This is a genomic window from Daejeonella sp., from assembly GCF_044342615.1.
In the GTDB taxonomy this organism is placed as follows: Bacteria; Bacteroidota; Bacteroidia; order Sphingobacteriales; family Sphingobacteriaceae; genus Daejeonella.
Genome location: NZ_JBIIPN010000005.1, coordinates 1 through 22,307 on the forward strand (window position 1 = coordinate 1; position 22,307 = coordinate 22,307).

Consider the following 22,307-nt stretch of genomic DNA (forward strand, 5'->3'; position numbering starts at 1 on the left):
TTTGTACCATTAATACATTCGAAGAAACCTATACCACCAGTCGCTTGTGCCGGTTGATATGCCTTATTTTCATTTATAAATGCTGCAATACGTCCAATAAGTTCACCATTTTCTGATTTTAATACCCATCTAGTACAAGTTCCATGTGAATGGAAATTGTTTTTCTTAGGGTCAAAGACAGCTTCAATATCTTTATCGAGGGGACAAACCCAGTTTTGATCATTTTTATAAAGTTCACGTGCAACATTTAAAAACTCTGTAGCAGTAGTGTTATTGTCAACTTCTATTAAAATCATTTTGCTTTGGAATTAATTAAAAAAAGCATCCAGAATACTGGATGCCTGAATATGTATTGAGGGCTTTTATTTAAAAATCGTCATCTTCGTCGTCAAAGCTGTCGAAATCCTGAATGTCATCATCGAGAGGGATGTCAAACTCATCGTCCTCATCTAAAATTGGACGATTTGATTCTTTAGGGTCTGTCAAATTATTTTTCTCCTTCACAGGACCCTTAACAGCTTTTTTGCTTGGTCCTTCGCTTTTTGTTGTTTTTTTTGGCGACTTCATCTTTAGAAATTTACAATTATTCGTGGTTTATTATGATTATAAAATTAAGAAGAATTTGAATTTCAAAAGCTATTTTTTAATTTTTTTTTCAATTGTTTTTTTACTCTGTTTGCTCGCCAATTGTATTTGTTTCAGACTTTAATTCATTCATCTGTGGAAGATCTTTTGTTGAATTTATTCCGAAATAATCCATAAATAAACTGCTCGTACTATACAAAAGAGGTTTACCTACAGAATCGGCTTTTCCTGAAATGCTGATTAATTCTTTCTCAAGTAGTTTCTGTACTGTATAATCGCAATTTACGCCCCTAATTTGTTCTACTTCCAATTTTGTGATTGGTTGTTTATACGCAATGATAGAAAGGGTTTCGAGTGCTGCCTGACTTAATTTTTTCTTCGATCTTTGTATCTGCAATTGGTTTACAACTTGATAATAGTCTTTTTTAGTGAGAAATTGGTAACCCCCATTAATTTGAACTAATTCTATTGCAAGATCTAATTCTTGATACTTAACTCGTATCCGTTCTATGTGTTCTCTTATTTCCTCAATTTTTAAAGGATCTTCCATGATGTCAGACAAGACCTGCAAAATTTCCTCTTCAGTTATACTTTTATCTGACGCAAAGATTAATGCTTCAATAAAAATTTGTGGCTTCTCAAAACTCATGGACAAACATAACACAATGATTTTTATTCAAAAAGATGTTTTTGAAAAAAAAATATAATCATTTATTTTTTATGTTTTTGATATAATAATAAGTTTATTTTATCGTTAATATTAAAAATTTCATCTTCTTTGCTTTATAAGAATAATTTGATATTTAGTTTTGGTTTATGTTAAAGGAAGCAGAAATGCTTCCTTTTTTTATATTGGTATTATTATCGAAATCTGTGTCCCTGTTTTTCCTGTAGCTATATTTCTAATAATAATTTTCTTATTGCTTAGTTTATTTAAAAGTTTTACTCTTTCTTGAATTAGCTCTAAACCGCGACTTATATGATTGCTTGATTTATTATTTTTTGAATTTGAAGTTCCAATCCCATCATCTATAATTCTTATTTCTAGTTGATTATTTTGTAAAGTAAAATTAAGATTCACTAATCCTTTACTTTCTTTGGGTATAATACCGTGCCAAATTGCATTTTCTATAAAAGGTTGAATGAGTAGAGGAGGTAAAATTATAACTTCAGGATTGATGTTTTCTTGAATACTTATTTCATAATCCATTTTTTCTGCGAATCTTATTTTCTCTATAGATAGGTATAAAGAGAGATATTCTATCTCTTCTGTTAGCGTAATAGAACTTTTTAGGCAAATTTCAAGATGCTTTCGCATTAATCTTGCAAATAAGGTTAGTATTCTATTGGCTTCTTTTGAATCATCCTGATTAATAAAATACTGAATCGTATTTAAAACATTAAAGATAAAATGTGGATTCATCATGCCTTGTAGCGTTTTTTGCTCAAGCACTGTAATTCTATTTTCTATTTCAATATCTTTTCTTCTTCTGATTTTTCGAAGAACAAAATAAGTACCTAACCCAATTAATACGGTGATTAGTAACAATAAAAATATGATGGTTATTGTCCACCAAAAAAAAGTTTCTTTATATTTCGAACCTTCAATTATTAATTCATTTTCTCGGATTTTTTGTTCTTGAAGATGATTTCTTGTGGTTTTCCCAAGATTGTCAATTTGATTTTTTGATAATTGGAGACTATCGTATTTATGTATTTGCACTAAGTATTTTAGTGCATTTTTATAGTTGTTTCTTGCACTTTCGAGCTGATACGCAGCATGTAATAAATTATAAGAAAAACCTTTATTTTCGTTTATGTCGGAATATTTGAAGCCTTCTTGAATGTTTATTTCTGCTTCATGAAATCTGCCTTGTTCGATGTACATTTTGGATAAGCAGGTGTAAGAATCGACTAGTGTTGGATATAATTTTCTTGTTTTGGCTCCCTCTATTGCTTTTTTAATTCTCCATTGAGCTTCTTTGTAGTCTTTTAATTGATGATAAACAGTTCCAGTAAAAAGGTAGTTTATAATCAAGTTTATAGTATCTTTTCTCGATTCAAATATTTTATTGCAGCGGTTATAATAGAAAAGCGCCTGTTTAAATCTGGATTGTGATTGTAAAATGTTGGCAATGTTAAAACATACGCCTGAATGTAATTCTTGATCACCTAGTTTACTTGCTATGTTCAGTGATTTTGTATAATAACTCAATGATTTATTATAATCATGAGCTCCATAAAGTCGGCCTATGTTATTATAAACCCTCGCTTGTTTTTTGATGTCATTTATTAATGTAAATTGGTTTAATGCTTCTAGGTAATTACGAATAGCTTGCTCATTATCACTTAAATAATAATATCCAATTCCTTTTACTCTAAAAGATTCCCCAATTCCTCTTACATAATTTGCTGAATTTGATAATTTCAATGCAACATTGGCTAAACTGATTGTTTTTTGAGGATTTGTAAATCGAAAGTTTAATGCCGATTCATTAATTTTTATGATTTTAAGGGTGTCAATTTTGTTAATAACTCCTACCGAATTTCCTAGTATAAGCTTTATGGGGATATTAAACGGTCTTTCAAGTTTAAATGAATAGAATAAAAAAAAGAAGGTGGCTAATAAAATGGTAATTAAATTGCCTGTAATAAATAATTTATTTTTCAATTATTATTTGATTTTAAAATTTTCGACAACAATTAATAAGCATGATATTTATACAATAAAGGCGGCGGAACGCCCCAAACGCTCCAACCGCCTTTTTTTACACCAATGTTTTTTTATCTTATGATAAATAATATATCTCGATAGTTTTTAATATTGGCTTAGTGTTTTAAAAATCATATTATTTTAATTAAAAAGAAAAATAAATGAGTGAGTGGTATATTTTAATTAGTTAACGGTTCCGGATCATTCCGGAAGGACAAGTGATAAATCCCAACAATTCAAAAATTATTTATCTTTTAAAATAATGCCTTACAGTATCTAAAAATTCGGACGAACGTCGTCTGGATACTACATGCTCCGAATTGTCGGACAGCTTTACAATCAAACCATTTTTATTGGTATAATCACTCAAGTGTTTTAAGTTAATTATAGTTGATTTATGAATCCTACTAAAACCAGATTTTTCCAAGAGTTCCTGGTATTCTTTTAGATGTCTTGAGACAATTATACTTTCCTTGTTATCAAGGTAAAAAATTGAATAATTACTGTCTGCCGACACATAAACAATCTGATTTACATTTAATATTTGAAAACCATTTGAATTGGGCAGGTTTATTTTATTGATTTTTTTAAGATCATTTAGGTTTTCCTCCAGATTCTGTAATCTAGTATTTCTACTTTCACTACCTCTAAGGTTGTTTAGTGTTAGCTTTCGTAAATAAATTGCCTTTTCTACTGCTTGCTTTAATTCCTCAATATCGATTGGTTTCAATATATAATCAATAGCATTGGCTTTCAGTGCTTTTAGTCCGTATTGATCATAAGCGGTTGTGAAAATTACTGAAGAGTTAACCTTTTGAATATCTGGTAATAAATAGAACCCATCCTCAATTGGCATGGCAATGTCTAAGAATACTAGATCAATATTTCCTGCTAAAAGCATTCCTTTCGCTTCCGAAACAGATTTAGCGATGCCTTTAACTTTTACATTAGGACAATGTACCTCCAATAGGAAATACAAAGATTTGCGTGAATATTCTTCATCGTCAACTATAATCGCATTTATTGTCATATTTAATCAATTACGTTCATACCTAAAGTATTTGTAATAAATTGAATTTAACAATAAAAATGAGTAAACGGTATATTTTTTTGAGTATTAGTACTCAATTATTTGTTGCTGAGTTATTTTGGGCAATTCTCTGAACTCATACTGCTGTGTTCTGAGCTGTGGCTCAAAGCCTGCTTCTTTAATCGAATCCTGTATTCCCTGCGAGGTGAAACGATGCGGAGCTCCTGCTGCAGATACTACATTCTCCTCAATCATGATGGATCCAAAATCATTTGCACCTGCATGTAAACAGATTTGAGCAACTTGCTTACCTACTGTTAACCATGATGCTTGTATGTTTTTTACATTCGGTAGCATAATTCTACTCAATGCAATCATTCGAATATATTCATCCGCACTTACCTGATTGGTAATTCCTCGAACCTTTTTTAATAATGTTCCATCATCTTGAAATGGCCAAGGAATAAAGGCAATAAATCCTTTGGAATCTGTTGGTTTCTCAGCTTGGACTTCACGTAACCAAACCAAATGCTCAAAACGCTCTTCTAGGGTTTCTACATGCCCAAACATCATGGTTGCTGAAGTGGTTAATCCCAACTGATGCGCCGCACGCATCACATCTAACCATTCTTGTCCGCCACATTTACCCTTTGAAATTAATCTTCTTACTCGATCATTCAATATTTCGGCACCCGCACCTGGAAGTGAGTCTAAACCTGCGTCCATCAATGCTTTTAATACTTCTGTATGGCTTAAGTTCTCAAGTTTGGCAATGTGGGCTATTTCTGGCGGACCTAAAGAGTGTAGTTTTAGGGTTGGATATAATTCTTTGAGTTGCTTAAATAAATCGACGTAAAATTGTAAACCAAGGTCTGGATGATGCCCGCCTTGTAACAAAAGTTGATCACCACCATAACGGAAAGTCTCCTCAATTTTAACTTTATAAGTCTCAATATCAGTAATATAGCTTTCGTCGTGTCCTGGTCTTCTGAAAAAATTACAGAACTTGCAATTGGCAATACAGACGTTGGTTGTGTTTACGTTGCGGTCAATAATCCAAGTGACTTTATTATGTGGGACTTGCTTTTTTCGTAGCTCATTTGCCGTGTACATCAAATCGGATGTGCTGGCATGTTTAAAAAGAAATAATCCTTCCTCAGCACTGAGGAATTCAAAATTTAGTGCCCGAATTAGCAGTTCAGAAGTATCCATAGGCAAATATAATATAGATTTCACAAAGGAATGTAATTGTGAATTGGCAAATCAAAGAATATGACAATCAGAAAATTATTTCCCACCTATTTTATTTGTAATTGCTCATTATTAGCTATGATTATCATTCAAAATCCTTAAAATATCCGTAATTTTGCATTCTTAATTTTTCCAATTTATGGTTTCTTTCGAACGTTTTACACTTGCAAATGGTCTTAAAGTATTGGTTCATGAAGATCCTACTACACCCATGGCGGTTGTTAATATTTTGTATGATGTAGGTGCCCGTGATGAGCATCCAGATCAAACAGGTTTTGCTCATTTATTCGAACATTTAATGTTTGGTGGATCTGTTAATATTCCTTCTTATGATGAGCCTTTGCAGCGCGTAGGAGGTGAGAACAATGCTTTTACAAGTAATGATATCACTAATTATTATATCACACTGCCTTCAGTAAACTTAGAAACGGCTTTTTGGTTGGAAAGCGACAGAATGTTGAGCCTCGCATTTTCCGAAAAGAGTCTGGAGGTGCAAAGAAATGTAGTTTGTGAAGAGTTTAAACAGCGTTATCTTAATCAGCCTTATGGCGATGTTTGGCTTAAATTAAGGCCAATGGCATATAAACAGCACCCTTATCAATGGGCAACCATTGGGAAATCGCTTGATCATATTGAAAATGCCAATATAGATGATGTAAAGGCTTTCTTTGCGCGTCACTACAATCCTAGCAATGCCATAATGGTTGTTGGTGGGGATGTAAAAGTTGATGAGATAAAGCGTTTAGCAGAAAAATGGTTCGGAAATATCCCTTCAGGTGAGAAATTGCCTAGATTATTGCCGATTGAAGATGATCAAATTGAAGAGCGTAAAGAGACAGTACAAGCAAATGTGCCATTAAATGCAATTTATAAAGTATTTCATATGCCGGCGCGTACCGAAGCTGGTTATTACGCTGCTGATTTAGTTTCCGATATTTTATCTAGAGGCAACTCATCAAGATTGTTCCGCAACTTATTGAAAGATAGGAAGTTATTTAGTGATATTAATGCCTATCTCACGGGTAGTCTTGATGCTGGTTTGTTCGTAGTGGAGGGTAAACCTTTACCCGGTGTATCTATGGAGCTTGCAGAGGCGGCAATTTGGGAGGAATTAAATCGAATTGGTACGGAGTTGGTTCCAGAAGATGAGCTCACCAAAGTCAAAAATAAAATGGAATCTACCATGGTATTTTCTGAAATGAGTTTGTTAGACAAAGCCATGAATCTCGCTTATTTTGAATTACTTGGGGATGCTGAACAATTGAATGTGGAAACACAAAAGTACTTGAATGTGAGCGCCGAAGATATTCGTAATCAGGCAAAACATATCTTCCGCAAAGAAAATTCATCCACTTTATATTATTTAGCAAATTAACATGATAGATAGAGCACTTGCACCTGAATTTAAGGAAGTTGAAAATATAGATTTGCTAAAAGCAAAGCCTTTGGTTTTAGCAAATGGTTTAAAGGTTTTTAGCGTGGATGGGGGAGAACAGGATCTTGTTCGTATTGAGTTTATTTTTTCAAATATAAATTACGATCCGAAAAAACCTCTGCAAACATTTGCAACTAATACCATGTTAAATGATGGGACATCAGAGCTTAGTTCGACCGAAATAGCGGATAAGATTGATTATTATGGCGCATTTCTTCAAACGGAATATGCTAATGATCATTCAACAGTCACCCTTTTTACTTTAAATAAGCATCTGGCAAGCACTTTGCCAATTGTGAAGGCCATTATTTCAGATTCACAATTTCCACAGGTTGAATTAGATACCTTAATTCGTAACCAAAAGCAAAAGTTGAGTGTTAGCCTTGAAAAAAATGATTTTTTGAGCCGGAAAACCTTCAGCAATGTTTTATTTGGGGATACCCTTTACGGCTACGATATTTCGGCTAGTGATTATGACCAATTAGATCGCGCGCAATTATTGAATTATTTTAAAGAAGCTTATCAGGCTAAAAATTGCACTGTAATTGTCTCTGGGAAGGTTAAAGAAAGTACCATTTCATTGATTGATCAACATTTTGGTAGAGATTGGGAAAATACAAGCGATTTTAAGGAGAATAAATTCGAATTTGTAAAGGGAGCCGGTACAGAGCATTATCTTGAAAGAGAAGATGCTTTACAGTCTGCAATACGTATCGGACAGGTTTCTATCAATAGAACACATCCAGATTTTGCTTCTTTACAGGTTGTTAATACTATTTTTGGAGGTTATTTTGGCTCTCGATTAATGGCCAATATCCGTGAGGATAAGGGCTTTACCTATGGAATTGGCTCCGCTTTGGTTTCTATGAAGAATGCTGGTTATTTCTTTATCGCCTCCGAAGTGGGAGCAGATGTTTGTAGCGCTGCCATGACCGAAATAGAAAAAGAAATCACAATTTTAAAGGAGCAGGAAGTTTCGGAAGGTGAACTTTCTTTAGTTAGAAATTACATGCTCGGTTCCATGCTTGGAAGTCTCGAAAACTCCCTTTCGCATGCCGATAAATTTAAAAATATTTATTTTTCTGGCCTCAATTACGATTACTATTCAACATATATAGATACGGTAAGAAATATAAAACCTACTGAAATTCAGGCAATAGCCAATAAATATTTAAACTTTGATTCCTTTGAAAAGATAATTGTAGGAAAGAAATAGTTAAATAGACCTGATTTGATTGTTTTAGGCATTCAAATCAGGTCTTGTATTCCTGTTTTTCAAGTATTATTTCGATTTTTCAATATTTTTTTCTATCTTTGCCTGGCAAATAATAACCCCTCAATTATTTGCTATGCACTTAGATCCAGAAAAATTCGTCTCAGAAGGTCTTACCTATGACGATGTATTATTAATCCCAGCTTATTCAGAAGTTTTACCGCGAGATGTAGATACCAGCACGTATTTTACTCGTAAAATCAAATTGAATGTACCGATTGTTTCGGCGGCAATGGATACAGTTACGGAGGCGGGACTTGCGATAGCAATCGCTCAGGCTGGCGGAATAGGCATGCTTCATAAAAATATGAGTATTGCACTGCAAGCCGATGAGGTTCGTAAAGTTAAGCGTTCAGAAAGTGGGATTATCCAAGATCCAGTAACGCTTAATGAAGATGCATTGGTTTCGGATGCATTTTTAATCATGAAGGATTATAAAATTGGGGGTATTCCAGTCATTTCTGCAGATCGTAAATTGGTTGGAATCATTACCAATCGTGATTTACGCTTTCAAAAAGATATGAAACGCCCTGTGCGGGATGTAATGACTAGCGAAAATCTAATTACCGCACCAGCAGGTACAACTTTAAAGCAGGCAGAAGAAATTCTTCAGGATCATAAAATCGAGAAACTTCCGGTGGTGGATAAGGATGGTGTTTTAACAGGCTTAATTACCTTCAAAGACATTCAGAAATTCAAAAACTTCCCAAATGCTTGTAAAGATGAGCACGGTCGTTTGAGGGTTGGTGCAGCAGTTGGTGTAACTCCAGATACATTAGATCGTGTGGATGCTTTAGTAAAGGCGGGTGTGGATGTAATCACCATCGATACAGCACATGGTCATTCAAAGGGAGTTATTTTAAAATTAAAAGAAGTAAAAGCTAAATATCCTGATCTTCAGGTGGTTGTAGGTAATATCGCTACGGGTGAGGCGGCAATTGCTCTTGCAGATGCGGGTGCAGATGCGGTTAAGGTTGGTATTGGACCAGGGTCAATTTGTACTACTCGTATTATTGCGGGCGTTGGTGTTCCGCAATTATATGCTGTTTATGAGTGCGCTAAGGCTCTAAAAGGTCGCGGGGTGCCAGTTATTGCTGATGGTGGCATTAAGCAGACTGGTGATATTGCTAAGGCCATTGCGGCGGGTGCAAGTACCATTATGGCAGGTTCTTTATTTGCTGGAGTGGAAGAATCTCCAGGTGAAACAATCATTTACGAAAGCAGAAAGTTTAAATCTTATCGCGGAATGGGCTCAATCGAGGCTATGGAGCAGGGATCGAAAGATCGTTATTTCCAAGATGTGGAAGATGATATAAAGAAATTAGTCCCAGAAGGTATCGTTGGCCGCGTGCCATTTAAAGGTACTCTTGCGGAGGTGATGTATCAGTTAATTGGCGGACTAAGAGCCAGTATGGGATATTGCGGTGCGGCAACAATCGGCGATCTTCAGGATGCTCGATTCGTAAAAATTACCGCGGCAGGAATGCGCGAAAGTCACCCGCATGATATCACGATTACTAAGGAGGCTCCTAACTATAGTAGATAGTATTTAGTAGTTAGTATTTAGTTTTAGGTAGCTAGAAATTAGTTATAGGTTATCAGTTGTCAGTTATCAGGCTTGGCGGATAAATTTGGCTTAGCACTTATGCGTAGGGACAGGTCGCGACCTGTCCTCTTTGAAATCAAAGAATTCAGGCTGGGTGGGATAGGTGAGCAGTAAATTTACTTGTGGTTAGATTTTTAATCACACCAATTTTAATTCATTAAAAATGAAATCAATCTCTGTATTCTGTGGTGCAAACATTAATGGAGACCCACTGTTATTAAAAGCAATTAACGATTTGGCGGATGTTTTTGCCGAAAAGGAAATTACCTTGGTTTTTGGCGGTGGTAGAGTGGGAGTTATGGGGCGTATTGCTGATGCGGTTCTAGATCGTGGAGGAAAGGCCATTGGGGTAATCCCTCAGTTTTTAATGGATAAGGAGGTTGGGCATACTGGATTAACAGAATTGATTATAACTGAAAATATGCATCAGCGAAAGCAGAAAATGGCTGATATTTCGGATGGTGTAATCACTATGCCTGGCGGTTTTGGTACCATGGAAGAGTTTTTTGAGGTGCTAACTTGGTTACAACTCGGCTTGCATAATAATCCCATCGGAATTTTAAATGTAGGAGGCTTCTATGATCCTATTCTCTTGCAAATGGATAAAATGGTTGAACAGAAATTTTTGAAGCCAATTAATCGTGATTTAGTTATTTCGCACGAAAATCCTGCCAATCTCGTAAGCTTAATGGAGCAATTTGATTCTAAACCAGACGATGTTTGGTTTAGAGATAGAAATTTGATCTAATATATACATCTGGGAAATATTACGTTATTTATGTAATAATTAGTCAAAATGGTAAAAATGGAATGGTTTTTGTTGTATTAAAAATCGGCAAAAAATATTGCTAAATCCCTAAAAATCAGCTAAATTTTAATAAAAAAACTCGATTTGCTCGTGGATTTTATTTAGATTTGCACACTTTCATAAAGCGTATTTATTCATAAATGAGACAACTCAAAATAACCCAATCGATTACCAATCGTGAATCGCAGTCGTTAGACAAGTATTTACACGAAATTGGTAAGGTAGATTTAATTACAGCAGAAGAAGAAGTAATTCTTGCACAAAAAATTAGAGAGGGCGATCAAGCTGCTCTTGAGCGTTTAACAAAAACGAATTTACGTTTTGTGGTTTCTGTTGCTAAGCAATATCAAAATCAGGGATTAACCTTAGGCGATTTGATTAATGAAGGAAACCTTGGATTGATTAAAGCAGCAAAACGTTTTGATGAAACCAAAGGTTTTAAATTTATTTCATACGCTGTTTGGTGGATCCGTCAGTCAATTTTGCAGGCTATTGCTGAGCAATCACGTATTGTTCGTCTTCCATTAAACCAGGTTGGTTCTTTGAGTAAGATAAGTAAGGCTTTCTCAAGATTAGAGCAGGAGTTTGAACGCGAGCCATCTCCAGAAGAATTAGCAGATAACCTGGAAACTACAGTTGAGAAAATCTCTGATACTTTAAGTAACTCTGGTCGCCATGTTTCAATGGATGCTCCATTTGTTCAAGGTGAAGAAAATACCTTGTTAGATGTTCTTGAAAATAGTGATCCCAACACCGATAGTAATCTAATTAATGAGTCTTTATCTGAAGAGATTAAGCGTTCATTATCAACACTTACTGAAAGAGAGCGCGAAATTATCGTATTGTTCTTCGGTTTAAGTACTAATCATCCTCTTTCTCTTGAAGAAATTGGTGAGAAGTTTAATTTAACACGCGAACGTGTGCGTCAAATTAAGGATAAAGCTTTACAACGCTTACGCCATACCTCAAGAAGTAAGATTTTGAAATCTTACCTAGGTTAAAAAATATTTTTTTAGAATTGGAAAGATCGAGTCATGGCTCGATCTTTTTTTTTGATTAAATTGGTCATTTATTAAAAATTATGATGCTTACCATTCCCATTTTTCAGGTTGATGCCTTTACAGATAAGTTATTTGGTGGTAACCCCGCAGCTGTTTGTCCGCTACATGAGTGGTTACCAGCCCCTCTCTTGCAAAAAATAGCAGCAGAAAATAATCTTGCCGAAACGGCCTTTTTTATTCGCCAGGGGAATGATTTTGAATTGCGTTGGTTCACTCCTGAGTCGGAGGTTGATTTATGTGGTCATGCTACTTTAGCAACTGCACATGTATTATTCAAGCATTTGAACCATTCATCGGATATAATCCATTTTCATACGCTAAAGGCAGGAACATTAACTGTAAGCAAAGGAGATGACGTTTATACACTCAACTTCCCCTCAAGGCCTCCGCATGCTTGTGAAGTGCCTTCTGGCTTAATTGAAGCAATGGGAGGTGGAGATCCTATTCAAATTCTTCGTTCTAGAGATTATTTTATCGTTTATGAAAGTGAAGAAGTGATAAAATCACTAAAGCCTGATTTTAGTCGTTTGAAGCAAATGGATTCATTGGGTTTTGTAGTTACTGCCCCCGGACTAAACAGTGATTTTGTATCGCGATTTTTTGCTCCTGCCGTTGGTATTGATGAAGATCCTGTTACGGGATCTGCTCATTGTAATTTAATTCCTTATTGGGCTTCGAAATTGGGCAAGGATAAACTTCATGCCTATCAAGTATCAGCACGAATGGGAGAGCTATGGTGTGAAAATAAAGGAGAACGTGTACTGATGTCGGGGAAGGCAATTACCTATCTTCAGGGAGAGATTTCGGTCAATAGTTAGGTTAAATATCCATGAAAATGAAGATCGAAACCTTCATTTTCATGGATATTAATTGAGTTAAAAATTCGGTTTCAATACATATTTATCGTAGAAACGGAAGATATGCTCTGTGGCTTCTTCCGCTGTATCAACTAATCGATATAGATTTAAATCATCTTCTTTGATGTTATTTTCTACATTTAGCATCGTATTTTTTACCCATTCCATCAATCCCGACCAATAATCTTTTCCTACCAATACGATAGGGAAGCGTGCCACTTTCCCTGTTTGGATAAGGGTTAGGGCTTCAAATAGCTCATCCATGGTGCCAAAGCCACCTGGTAGTACAATAAAGCCTTGCGAGTACTTCATGAACATCACCTTGCGGACAAAGAAATAGTCGAATTCTAGGATTTTATCGCGATCAATATATTTATTATGGAATTGTTCAAAAGGAAGGTCGATATTTAAGCCTACTGATTTACCTCCTGCTTCAAATGCACCTTTGTTTGCGGCCTCCATAATACCTGGTCCGCCGCCAGAAATTACCCCATAACCACGCTCTGTTAACATACGAGCACAATCTTCAGCAATTTTATAATATTTGTTTTCAGATGCAGTTCTTGCAGAACCGAAAATTGAAACACATGGACCAATTTTAGCAAGTTTTTCAAAGCCATCCACAAATTCGGCCATGATTTTAAATATCTGCCAAGAGTCGGTTACTTTTATTTCTTGCCAATTTTTATTTTCAAAGGCATTTCTCAGCTTATCATCCATGCTCATATTATTCTCTGTTTGAATTAAAATTCCGTATTGCCTGTTTTAGGCTTGCTAATGAGTATTAATCCGATAAAAGTGATTAAACCATTAACAACAATAAGTTCATTGTCAAAAACGTATCCACCCATTAAAGTAGCTGAATTTGCATTTAAGAAATAACAAACAGCTGGAGAAATAAGACAGATAATTGGTACTAATTTATCTCTAACTCCTCTACTTTTTACAAATAAACCAAATCCGTATAGCCCTAATAATGGACCGTAAGTATAAGATGCTACAATGAAAATTGCACTCACCACAGCTGCATTATTTACTGCATTGAAGAGGATTACTACCAAAAACATAAATAATGAAAAACCAATATGTACCAAGTGTCTATTTCTTATTGATGCTTTAGAATTGATATCTTCCTTTTTTGAGAAGTCTAAGAAATCTACACAAAACGACGTTGTTAAGGCAGTTAATGCAGAATCTGTAGTCGCAAAAGTTGCTGCTGTTAATCCCAACATAAATACAATTGCAGGTATTGCTGCTAGGTGATTAAGTGCAATTTCTGGAAATAGGAAGTCGGTACGTGGCTTACCAGTTATACTATCTACGGGTATTTCAATGCCATTTTGACTTGCATAAACATATAATAATGCACCAACACTCAAAAAGAAAATATTAATTACTACAAATACCGCAGTGAAAGTAAACATGTTTTTTTGTGCTTCACCAATATTTTTGCAGCTTAAGTTTTTCTGCATCATATCTTGGTCTAGACCAGTCATTGCGATGGTTACAAATATCCCACCCAACAATTGCTTGCTCACATGGAATTTACTGGTTATAAAATCCTCGTAGAAGAACACCTTGGAATAACCGCTATTCTTGATGGTTTCAAATGCTTGGAAAATATTCAAATCAAGGCTATCGCAGATAAAGAATATAGTTAAAATTACCGACAAAACCAAAAATATCGTCTGAAGGGTGTCTGTAATAATGATAGTTTTCAATCCGCCTTTATAGGTATAAGACCAGATTAATCCCAAAGAAATTAATACAGTTGCCCAAAATGGAACGCCATAAGAGTCGAAAATGAATCTTTGTAACACGATAACTACCAAATAGAGTCTAAAGGATGAACCAATCGTTCTGCTTAAAAGAAAGATACTAGCCGCTGTTTTATAGCTGTATGTTCCTAAACGTTCTTCAATATAGGTATAAATTGAAGTTAGGTTCATGCGATAATAAAGGGGGAGTAAAACCGTGGCAATCAAAATAAAGCCAATGGCATTACCCAAAACAAACTGAAAATATTTGAATTCATTACCTGCGGGGTTTCCTACTTCACCGGGGACTGACACAAAGGTTACACCAGATAATGCAGTTCCAATCATTCCAAAGGCAACTAAATACCACTTTGAATTTCTATTTGCTGTAAAGAAGGTGGAGTTGTCGGACGATTTTTTTGATGTAAAGTATGAAATGCTTAGGAGAATGATAAAATATCCTAATAAAAAGCTTAATAAAATGCCTGGAGCCATAATTATTTATTTTTGTAAACGTCTAAATTAACAAATATTTCATATTTCGTTTAAATCATTTCATGCTTCTCGCATTTTTTTGATTTTAATGAGTCTAATAAATTAAGCATCAAGCATGTGCGGAAATCAGTATTTTTAAATTTAAATTTGCAACATGAATTTTTCTTCTAAACTTTTAGAAAATGCGGTCAACGAATTTTCGTCTTTACCGGGAATTGGACAGAAAACTGCCTTGCGTTTGGTTTTGCATTTATTAAATCAGCCGACTGCCGAGGTAGAAAAGTTTAGTAATGCCCTCACTACTTTAAAAAGAGATATTCGTTTTTGCGAAATTTGCTTCAATATTTCAGATCATGCTGTTTGCGAAATTTGTAGTTCTGTAAAAAGAGATAAATCCTTAGTTTGTGTTGTTGAAGATACAAGGGATGTGATGGCGATTGAAAATACTGGGACTTATCAAGGTGTTTATCATGTTTTAGGCGGATTGATTTCGCCGATGGATGGGATTGGACCATCAGATTTGAGCATTGATAAATTAGTTGATCGGGTAAAGGAGGGTGCGATAAAAGAAGTTATTCTTGCCATTAGCGCCACCATGGAAGGGGATACAACTATTTTTTATTTATATAAAAAATTAAAGGATTCTGGAGTGCAAATCAGTACAATTGCTAGAGGAATTGCCTTTGGTGGCGAATTAGAATATGTAGATGAAATTACTTTGGGAAGATCTATTGCTACTCGAGTTCCCTATGAAAACTCATTAAGTAGATAATCTAGCTTTTTACACTATAAAATTAACAAAATCATTTTCAATGAATCTTAAAAACAAAACGGTTATAATTACGGGTGCATCATCAGGAATAGGAAAATCATGTGCGGAGCAGTTTGCTAAAAAGGGAGCTAATTTGGTGCTTGGTGCTCGTCAATATGTTACACTTTGTGAAGTGGCTCAAGATCTTGAAAAACGTTATGGCATAAGAGCCATTGCAGTTCAGTGTGATGTTTCTAAAGAATCGGATTGCAAAGATTTGATTGATCAAGCTAATAATTCATTCAAGCGTATTGATGTGCTTATAAATAATGCTGGTATTTCTATGAGGGCTTTATTTAAGGATTTGGATTTGTTAGTACTAAGGAATTTAATGGATGTTAATTTTTGGGGGACTGTTTACTGTACCAAATTTGCATTACCTGAATTATTGAAAAATCAAGGTTCTGTTGTTGGTGTTTCGTCGATTGCGGGTTATCGCGGACTTCCAGGGAGGACAGGCTATTCGGCCTCGAAATTTGCCATGAATGGTTTTTTGGAAGCCTTGAGGGTCGAAAATTTAAAAACGGGCTTACATGTTATGATTGCTTCACCGGGATTTACAGCATCCAATATCCGTAATGTTGCACTTGCAAAAGATGGTACATCTCAAGGCGAAACTAGTATGGATGAAGCTAAAATGATGAGTTCTGATCAAGTTGCTGAAATTATAGTGAGGGGTGTTGAACAGCGCAAACGTTCTCTTGTTATGACTTTCCAAGGTAAATTGACTGTTTTTCTTAATAAAGTGCTGCCTTCATGGTTAGATGGCTTGGTTTATAATCATTTCACTAAAGAAAAAGATCCATTGATTAAATGAAAAAATACGTACTAATTATGTTTTTGTGGCTTTCAGGCATTTCAGTTGTAATAGCTGGAATTGGGGTGAAAAGAAATATTTCATATAATGGATCAGCGAACAACCCTAGAAATCTGTTGGATGTTTATTATCCTAAAAATATTGAGCAGGCCAAAGATGTTTTTGTTTTTATTCATGGAGGCTCATGGGATAGTGGAAAAAAAGAAACCTATTGGTGGCTAGGAAAAAATATGGCTCGCAAAAATGTGGTTTCTGTAATCATTAATTATAGTTTAAGTCCCGAAGCTCAATACGAAAAAATGGCTTCTGATTGTTCAGGAGCAATAAAATGGGTGAGGGATAGCATAGCGAAATTTGGAGGTAATCCGGACCGTATTTTTGTAATGGGGCACTCGGCAGGGGGGCATTTGGCAGCTTTAATTAATAATGATCCTCGGTTTTTTAATCAAATAGGAATTACTAATCCAATTCGCGCGGTTATATTAAATGATGGCTTTGGAATGGATATGTACGAGTACCTCACTCTTGCAGAGAAAAATAAACAAACGGAGAGTTTTATGAATACCTTTTCAAAAGATACTAATCTTTGGAAGACAGGTTCTCCTATTTTTTACCTTGAAAACGTACACAATCCATATTTGATTTTTGTTGGTGAAAATACCTATCCAGCAATTAAAAAACAGTCGGACAGATTAAACAAGGAACTGATCAATGCCAATAAGAAGAGTGAACTAACCATTATTCAAGGTAAAAAACACGTCGGAATGATTTCGCAAATGATTTTTCGCAGAAATAAGATGTATAATATGATTTTGAGCTTTATGGATCGTATTCGCTGATTCAGCGATTAATTTCAGTAAGGATTTACTTTCAGCTGATTATTCTACTTTAATTATTATCTAATTTTGCATTTAATAGAAGTAAAGATTCATGTTTAAAAACCCGCTTGATCGTTTTAGATTTATTGCCTTAATTGAAGGAATATCTTTTTTACTTATCGGTTTTACAATGATTTTAAAATATAGGTATGATATGCCAGAACCTAATAAGGTAATTGGAATGGTTCATGGCGTACTATTTATAATTTATGTTTTATTGTTGATACAGGTAACTTATCTCTACAAATGGTCATTTTGGAAGTTTAGCCTAGGTTTTATCGCTTCATTAATACCTTTTGGTACATTTTACGCTGATAAAAAACTATTCTCCATTAGGAAAAATCAAGCATAAATATTTGTATCCCGCTTTTTAACAAATCGAAGAAAGCAAATAAAAACTTACTAAAGCTGCTTTTGAATCTTCTTAATTGCTGCTTCAATTGATTTCTCAGGCTCAATAATGTTGTATTCGCCCCAAAATTCGATGTCCGAGAAGTTTGAAACCTTATCAATCATGATTACGTTTTGTTTAAGTCGCTCACTCAATTTATTAGGCTCATTCGATTTCTTTTCCACCTTGGTAACAGCTAATTCAATAGTAGAATCATAATTGCTATTGAACAGTTTTTTAGCCCAGTTTACCTTGAAGGTAATATCGCCACGCGAATAAGCGAATAGCCATTTCCCATCTAATTCACGGTAATTAATTTGATAGCTTGCTAAAATTGGATAAACCTCAGAGCCACTTGGCTTTTTCTGGATAAAAAGACTACTTAATGCCTTTTTATTCTCAATATTTAGATTAAAGCTTCCGCTAATTACAGCTAAACTCTCCATATCAATATACAATTTACCAAAATAAAGTGGTTCAACAATTTGTGGTTTCTGTTCAAAAGATAGCACATAAACTTTATTGTCTCCAATTTGTGTGTTATTTTCTAAGTTAAAATTGTAGTTTGCTAGTGGATCATCCGTAAATATGAATTCAGGATACTTCATGATGTCTAAATATGCACAAGTGTAAGGGCCACCCTGCAACTTGAAACTTAAGGTATCTAACTTATTATAATCCGTGTATTTTCTACCTTTAAATAATTGTATAATATCTTCTGCAGTGCTGTTATAAGCCTGCTTTTCTATTTCTAAAACTGATTCGGTAAGTGATAAATAAGTTTTACGCTTCTTTATTGTTTCGCGGTAAAAGCCAGTCATGAGGTTTTGATTTGAGCCGTAATTTTGATCAATTTTACTCAAAACCTGCTTAAATAATTGCTCTGCATTGTTTGTTGAAACAATTACCTCGCTCAAGGCGATGTTAAATGGCTCTAATAATATTATATTATTTTCTGCTTCGAGCTCCTTTAAATTAATTGTTTTGTTTTTGTAACCTAAAAAACTAATTAATAAACGACCATCTAGTTTATTGTTTGGGACTTTGATTGAGAACTCGCCTTCGCTATTTGTTACGGTTGAAATATTGTCGCCGATCAAAGATAAGGTGGCAAAGCTTAATTCTTTTTTGCTTCGGATGTCGCTAACCTTACCTTTAAATTGCAAGAATTTTGTAGAATCATTCTCAATTAAGTTATTGCTTAATGTATTCGCTTCTGAAGAAACTAAACCCAAAATGAAAACAAATAGAGCGATAATTTTAATTTCTCTACTGATTGATTTGATTGTTTTTTTCATAATATTATTTTTAGGTCATTTCGCTTGAAGCGTTTTCAATAATTTATAATTCAAATTTACAGAGCAGGTGCTCATTAGATTATCGGTTTCGTGTAAATTTCCTACATACAATTTACGAAATAAAATCATCATTTTAAAATTTTTAGTATTTCTGTTGAATTGCAGCATAAATTTTTACATTCCTTTGTTTTTATTCTCAAATCAATAAATTTTTAATTCAGATATTTGAGCGGTATATTTTTATACTTATAATCTAAAGTTAAAGTAATGGATTCGCCTAAAAACAATCGTCAGGTAATTATTTGGTTATATATTGGTTTGGTCATGATAATGATTCAAGTTGTTATTGGTGGGATTACCCGTTTAACTGGATCTGGTTTATCTATTACCGAATGGAAACCCATTATTGGCGCTTTTCCACCTCTGAACGATCAAGCTTGGCAAGAAGCCTTCAATAAATACAAGGAAATTGCCCAGTTTAAGCATTTAAACAGTCACTTTACTTTAGAAGATTTCAAGTTTATTTTCTTTTGGGAATGGCTGCATCGGGATTGGGCAAGATTCATGGGACTCGTATTTATTTTTCCATTTATTTATTTTTTGATTACAAAGAAAATTCAGAAAAATATGGTCACGCCGATGATTGTATTATTTATTTTGGGAGGCCTGCAAGGCGCAATTGGGTGGATAATGGTGCAAAGCGGACTAAATGATCAAGATTTATATGTAAGTCATATTCGTTTGGCCGTTCATTTCATGTCGGCACTAATTTTACTTTGCTATGTATTATGGTTTGCTCTAAAACTAAGTATTGAAAAAAACCAAATTTTACATGTGCCCAATCTGAAAAAAATCAATCTTTGGCTACTAGTTATATTATTTTTCCAGTTGATTTATGGAGCATTTATGGCCGGACTTCATGCTGCATTGGCTGCAAGGACTTGGCCAGATATCAATGGGAGGCTATGGCCAGTAGGAATGCTTACAGAGGGTGGATTTTGGGCCGATATCACCCATAATTTGATTACTGTGCAATTCATTCATCGCGGATTAGCCTATATCATTTGTGTTCCTGTTTTAATCTGGCTTTGGAAATCTAAAGATTTAGCTCAAACTACATTATTGCATAAATTTCGTTTTGCACCTGTGTTTTTATTGTTTATTCAAATACTTTTAGGGGTATTGACTGTATTAAATACAACAGGTCAAATACCCTTATCATATGCAATCCTACATCAGTTTGTAGGAATGTTATTTTTACTCTCAGTGGTTTTTACGTTGTTTTTGAGTAGAGGAAAAGCTGCTATATAGTTTTATTTGTATAATGCCATTTCTCTGATTTTTGTAATAATTCAGAAAAGGTTTGTAGCTATAAAAATTTTATTCATATTTGTTAAACAATGAAAACAAAACAAATTTATACAATCTGGTGGTGGCAAATGTCTAAACATTTGGCAATCGGTTAGTTGTGTATTTTTCTATATAAAGAAATTATTACTAAGGGTTGCTCAAAGAGCAGCCCTTTTTTGTTTTAAACAATTTTGAATTTTTATTTGCATCATATTACATTATTAAAAGACAGATTATAGGTCTTAATTTATCAGGAGCATGAAAAAAATCTTAAATCACCTATTTGAGCATAAAACCTTTTCTAAGGATGAATCGAAAGAGATTTTAACAAATATCACCCAAGGAAAGTATAATTCTTCCCAAATGGCTGCTTTTATGGCTGCATTTTGCATGCGAAGTATTACCGTTGATGAACTTGAAGGCTTTAGAGATGGGATGCTCGACATTTGTCTGAAGCCAGATTTAAAAGCGTATGACTTAATAGACTTATGTGGTACTGGCGGGGATGGTAAGGATACCTTTAATATCTCCACTTTGGCCTCCTTTGTAGTCGCAGGTGCTGGTTATAAGGTTTCAAAGCATGGTAATTATGGTGTTTCTTCTGGATGCGGATCATCCAATGTAATGGAATATTTAGGTTATAATTTTTCTAATGAAACTGATCATCTGAAGAAAACTTTAGATGAAGCTGGGATTTGTTTTCTTCATGCGCCATTATTTCATCCAGCCATGAAAACAGTTGCTCCAATTAGAAGGGAATTGGGGGTAAAAACATTTTTTAACATGTTAGGTCCCTTGGTTAATCCCGCGCGTCCGAAATATCAAATGGTTGGTGTTTTTAGTCTTGAATTGGCACGTTTGTATGCTTACCTTTATCAAAAGGCAGATACAAAATACACCATTGTTCATGCTTTAGAAGGTTATGATGAGATTTCTTTAACCTGTGATTTTAAGACTTTTTCTTCCTCAGGCGAGCATATTTATTCAATTGATCAATTGGGATTCGAAAAAATTGATCCAAAATCTATTGAAGGTGGTAGCACAGTTAAGGAATCAGCAGATATTTTCAAATCAGTATTGGAAGGGAATGGCAGTTCTGAACAAAATAATGTGGTTGTTTCAAATGCAGCGGTAGCTATTAGAACGATAAAGCCTGATTTATCTTTTGCAGATTGTTTTTATGAAGCAGAAGAGGCATTGCTAAGTAAAAAAGCACTTCTGAGTTTTAAGAAAATGTTATCATGAGAATAAAGGTTTGTGGCATGAGAAATTCGGGAAATATAGTCGATTTGGCTAATTTAAATCCGGATTATTTGGGATTGATTTTTTATCAATATTCTAAACGATATGTTGGAAATCTCGATAAAGTGCTATTGAATTCATTGCCTCAATCTATTAAACTGACAGGAGTGTTTGTTGATGAAGAAATTGAAGAAGTGATTGAAATGGCTTTGGAGTATAATTTAAATGCTCTTCAGCTCCATGGTAGTGAGTCGGTAGCTTATTGTCAGCAATTGAAAAATGACCTTTCAATAAAAGCACCTTCAAAAAAAATTGATTTACTTAAAGCTTTCGGAATAAGCTCAACCTTTAATTTCGGAGTATTGAAGCCTTATAATGATGTGGTAGATTATTTTTTGTTTGATACCAAAACTGAAGGGCATGGAGGTTCGGGACTTATCTTCGATTGGCGAAAATTAGAAGATTATAAAGAAGAAAAACCTTTCTTTTTGAGTGGGGGATTGAGTCTTGAAAATATTCAAGAAGTGCACGAATTAGCACTTGAACATTTATATGGTGTTGATTTGAATAGTAAATTTGAAATAGAACCTGGTTTGAAAGATATCGAAAGTCTTCAATCTGCATTTGATATAATTAGAAAATAAAATCA

The 22,307-nt window shown here is 34.4% G+C and carries 21 protein-coding genes and 1 pseudogene; 13 read left to right on the forward strand and 9 right to left on the reverse strand.

Annotation, left to right across the window (positions count from 1 at the left end):
- From ACIQ0D_RS00785 to mqnC, 6 genes and pseudogenes are all read right to left on the reverse strand, one after another.
- Positions 1-296: pseudogene (locus ACIQ0D_RS00785) on the reverse strand (GNAT family N-acetyltransferase); the annotation flags it as partial.
- A 70-nt stretch (positions 297-366) separates the two neighbouring features.
- Positions 367-567: a hypothetical protein gene (locus tag ACIQ0D_RS00790; RefSeq protein ID WP_395802150.1), complete on the reverse strand. Its 201-nt coding sequence runs from the start codon at positions 565-567 to the stop codon at positions 367-369.
- 100 nt (positions 568-667) lie between these two features.
- Positions 668-1,234 carry an SMC-Scp complex subunit ScpB gene (gene scpB / locus ACIQ0D_RS00795; protein ID WP_395802152.1) on the reverse strand — a complete coding sequence of 189 codons (567 nt, stop codon included), beginning with the start codon at positions 1,232-1,234 and terminating at the stop codon, positions 668-670.
- 198 nt (positions 1,235-1,432) lie between these two features.
- Positions 1,433-3,256, reverse strand: coding sequence for a histidine kinase (locus ACIQ0D_RS00800; protein WP_395802154.1), 1,824 nt, complete (start codon positions 3,254-3,256; stop codon positions 1,433-1,435).
- Positions 3,257-3,545: 289 nt separating this feature from the next.
- Positions 3,546-4,328: a LytR/AlgR family response regulator transcription factor gene (locus tag ACIQ0D_RS00805; RefSeq protein WP_395802156.1), complete on the reverse strand. Its 783-nt coding sequence runs from the start codon at positions 4,326-4,328 to the stop codon at positions 3,546-3,548.
- 87 nt (positions 4,329-4,415) lie between these two features.
- Entirely contained in the window at positions 4,416-5,540 is a 1,125-nt protein-coding gene (gene mqnC, locus ACIQ0D_RS00810; RefSeq protein WP_395802158.1) for a cyclic dehypoxanthinyl futalosine synthase, read from the reverse strand.
- A gap of 178 nt (positions 5,541-5,718) precedes the next feature.
- Between mqnC and ACIQ0D_RS00815 the strand changes: the two genes are divergently transcribed.
- The 6 genes from ACIQ0D_RS00815 to ACIQ0D_RS00840 all read left to right on the forward strand — a co-directional run bounded on the left by ACIQ0D_RS00815 (position 5,719) and on the right by ACIQ0D_RS00840 (position 12,580).
- Positions 5,719-6,954: a M16 family metallopeptidase gene (locus ACIQ0D_RS00815; protein WP_395802160.1), complete on the forward strand. Its 1,236-nt coding sequence runs from the start codon at positions 5,719-5,721 to the stop codon at positions 6,952-6,954.
- Position 6,955: 1 nt separating this feature from the next.
- On the forward strand, positions 6,956-8,230 hold the full coding sequence (locus tag ACIQ0D_RS00820) for a M16 family metallopeptidase (RefSeq protein ID WP_395802162.1): 1,275 nt from the start codon (positions 6,956-6,958) through the stop codon (positions 8,228-8,230).
- 133 nt (positions 8,231-8,363) lie between these two features.
- The gene (gene guaB, locus ACIQ0D_RS00825) at positions 8,364-9,833 is read left to right on the forward strand and encodes an IMP dehydrogenase (RefSeq protein ID WP_395802164.1); all 1,470 of its coding nucleotides are present in this window, start codon (positions 8,364-8,366) and stop codon (positions 9,831-9,833) included.
- Between the two features lie 223 nt (positions 9,834-10,056).
- Complete coding sequence (locus ACIQ0D_RS00830; RefSeq protein WP_395802166.1) at positions 10,057-10,641, forward strand: TIGR00730 family Rossman fold protein; 585 nt, start codon at positions 10,057-10,059, stop codon at positions 10,639-10,641.
- 200 nt (positions 10,642-10,841) lie between these two features.
- A complete protein-coding gene (locus ACIQ0D_RS00835) occupies positions 10,842-11,702 on the forward strand; it encodes an RNA polymerase sigma factor RpoD/SigA (RefSeq protein ID WP_090697759.1) in 861 nt (286 codons plus the stop codon).
- 80 nt (positions 11,703-11,782) lie between these two features.
- A complete protein-coding gene (locus ACIQ0D_RS00840; protein ID WP_395802168.1) occupies positions 11,783-12,580 on the forward strand; it encodes a PhzF family phenazine biosynthesis protein in 798 nt (265 codons plus the stop codon).
- A gap of 57 nt (positions 12,581-12,637) precedes the next feature.
- Here the strand turns inward: ACIQ0D_RS00840 and ACIQ0D_RS00845 are convergent, their stop codons facing one another.
- Together ACIQ0D_RS00845 and ACIQ0D_RS00850 are read right to left on the reverse strand one after the other, a co-directional pair.
- Positions 12,638-13,345 (reverse strand): TIGR00730 family Rossman fold protein, encoded by a 708-nt coding sequence (locus ACIQ0D_RS00845; protein WP_395802170.1) that lies wholly within the window; start codon positions 13,343-13,345, stop codon positions 12,638-12,640.
- A 17-nt stretch (positions 13,346-13,362) separates the two neighbouring features.
- Positions 13,363-14,871 (reverse strand): sodium:solute symporter, encoded by a 1,509-nt coding sequence (locus tag ACIQ0D_RS00850; RefSeq protein WP_395802172.1) that lies wholly within the window; start codon positions 14,869-14,871, stop codon positions 13,363-13,365.
- A 154-nt stretch (positions 14,872-15,025) separates the two neighbouring features.
- On the opposite strand from ACIQ0D_RS00850, the gene recR reads away from it, so the two are divergent.
- The 4 genes from recR to ACIQ0D_RS00870 all read left to right on the forward strand — a co-directional run bounded on the left by recR (position 15,026) and on the right by ACIQ0D_RS00870 (position 17,729).
- Positions 15,026-15,643 (forward strand): recombination mediator RecR, encoded by a 618-nt coding sequence (gene recR, locus ACIQ0D_RS00855; protein ID WP_395802174.1) that lies wholly within the window; start codon positions 15,026-15,028, stop codon positions 15,641-15,643.
- Positions 15,644-15,683: 40 nt separating this feature from the next.
- Positions 15,684-16,499, forward strand: coding sequence for an SDR family oxidoreductase (locus ACIQ0D_RS00860; protein WP_395802176.1), 816 nt, complete (start codon positions 15,684-15,686; stop codon positions 16,497-16,499).
- The gene (locus ACIQ0D_RS00865) at positions 16,496-17,338 is read left to right on the forward strand and encodes an alpha/beta hydrolase (RefSeq protein WP_395802178.1); all 843 of its coding nucleotides are present in this window, start codon (positions 16,496-16,498) and stop codon (positions 17,336-17,338) included. The genes ACIQ0D_RS00860 and ACIQ0D_RS00865 overlap by 4 nt, the downstream gene beginning before the upstream one ends.
- A gap of 91 nt (positions 17,339-17,429) precedes the next feature.
- The gene (locus ACIQ0D_RS00870; protein ID WP_395802180.1) at positions 17,430-17,729 is read left to right on the forward strand and encodes a DUF3817 domain-containing protein; all 300 of its coding nucleotides are present in this window, start codon (positions 17,430-17,432) and stop codon (positions 17,727-17,729) included.
- A gap of 50 nt (positions 17,730-17,779) precedes the next feature.
- Here the strand turns inward: ACIQ0D_RS00870 and ACIQ0D_RS00875 are convergent, their stop codons facing one another.
- Positions 17,780-19,066, reverse strand: coding sequence for a carboxypeptidase-like regulatory domain-containing protein (locus ACIQ0D_RS00875; protein WP_395802182.1), 1,287 nt, complete (start codon positions 19,064-19,066; stop codon positions 17,780-17,782).
- Positions 19,067-19,333: 267 nt separating this feature from the next.
- Between ACIQ0D_RS00875 and ACIQ0D_RS00880 the strand changes: the two genes are divergently transcribed.
- From ACIQ0D_RS00880 to ACIQ0D_RS00890, 3 genes are all read left to right on the forward strand, one after another.
- On the forward strand, positions 19,334-20,377 hold the full coding sequence (locus tag ACIQ0D_RS00880) for a COX15/CtaA family protein (RefSeq protein ID WP_395802184.1): 1,044 nt from the start codon (positions 19,334-19,336) through the stop codon (positions 20,375-20,377).
- Between the two features lie 297 nt (positions 20,378-20,674).
- Positions 20,675-21,661: an anthranilate phosphoribosyltransferase gene (trpD, locus tag ACIQ0D_RS00885; protein ID WP_395802186.1), complete on the forward strand. Its 987-nt coding sequence runs from the start codon at positions 20,675-20,677 to the stop codon at positions 21,659-21,661.
- Positions 21,658-22,302, forward strand: a complete 645-nt coding sequence (locus ACIQ0D_RS00890; RefSeq protein ID WP_395802188.1) for a phosphoribosylanthranilate isomerase — start codon at positions 21,658-21,660, stop codon at positions 22,300-22,302. Before trpD ends, ACIQ0D_RS00890 begins: the two co-directional genes overlap by 4 nt.
- The last annotated feature ends 5 nt before the right edge of the window (positions 22,303-22,307 follow it).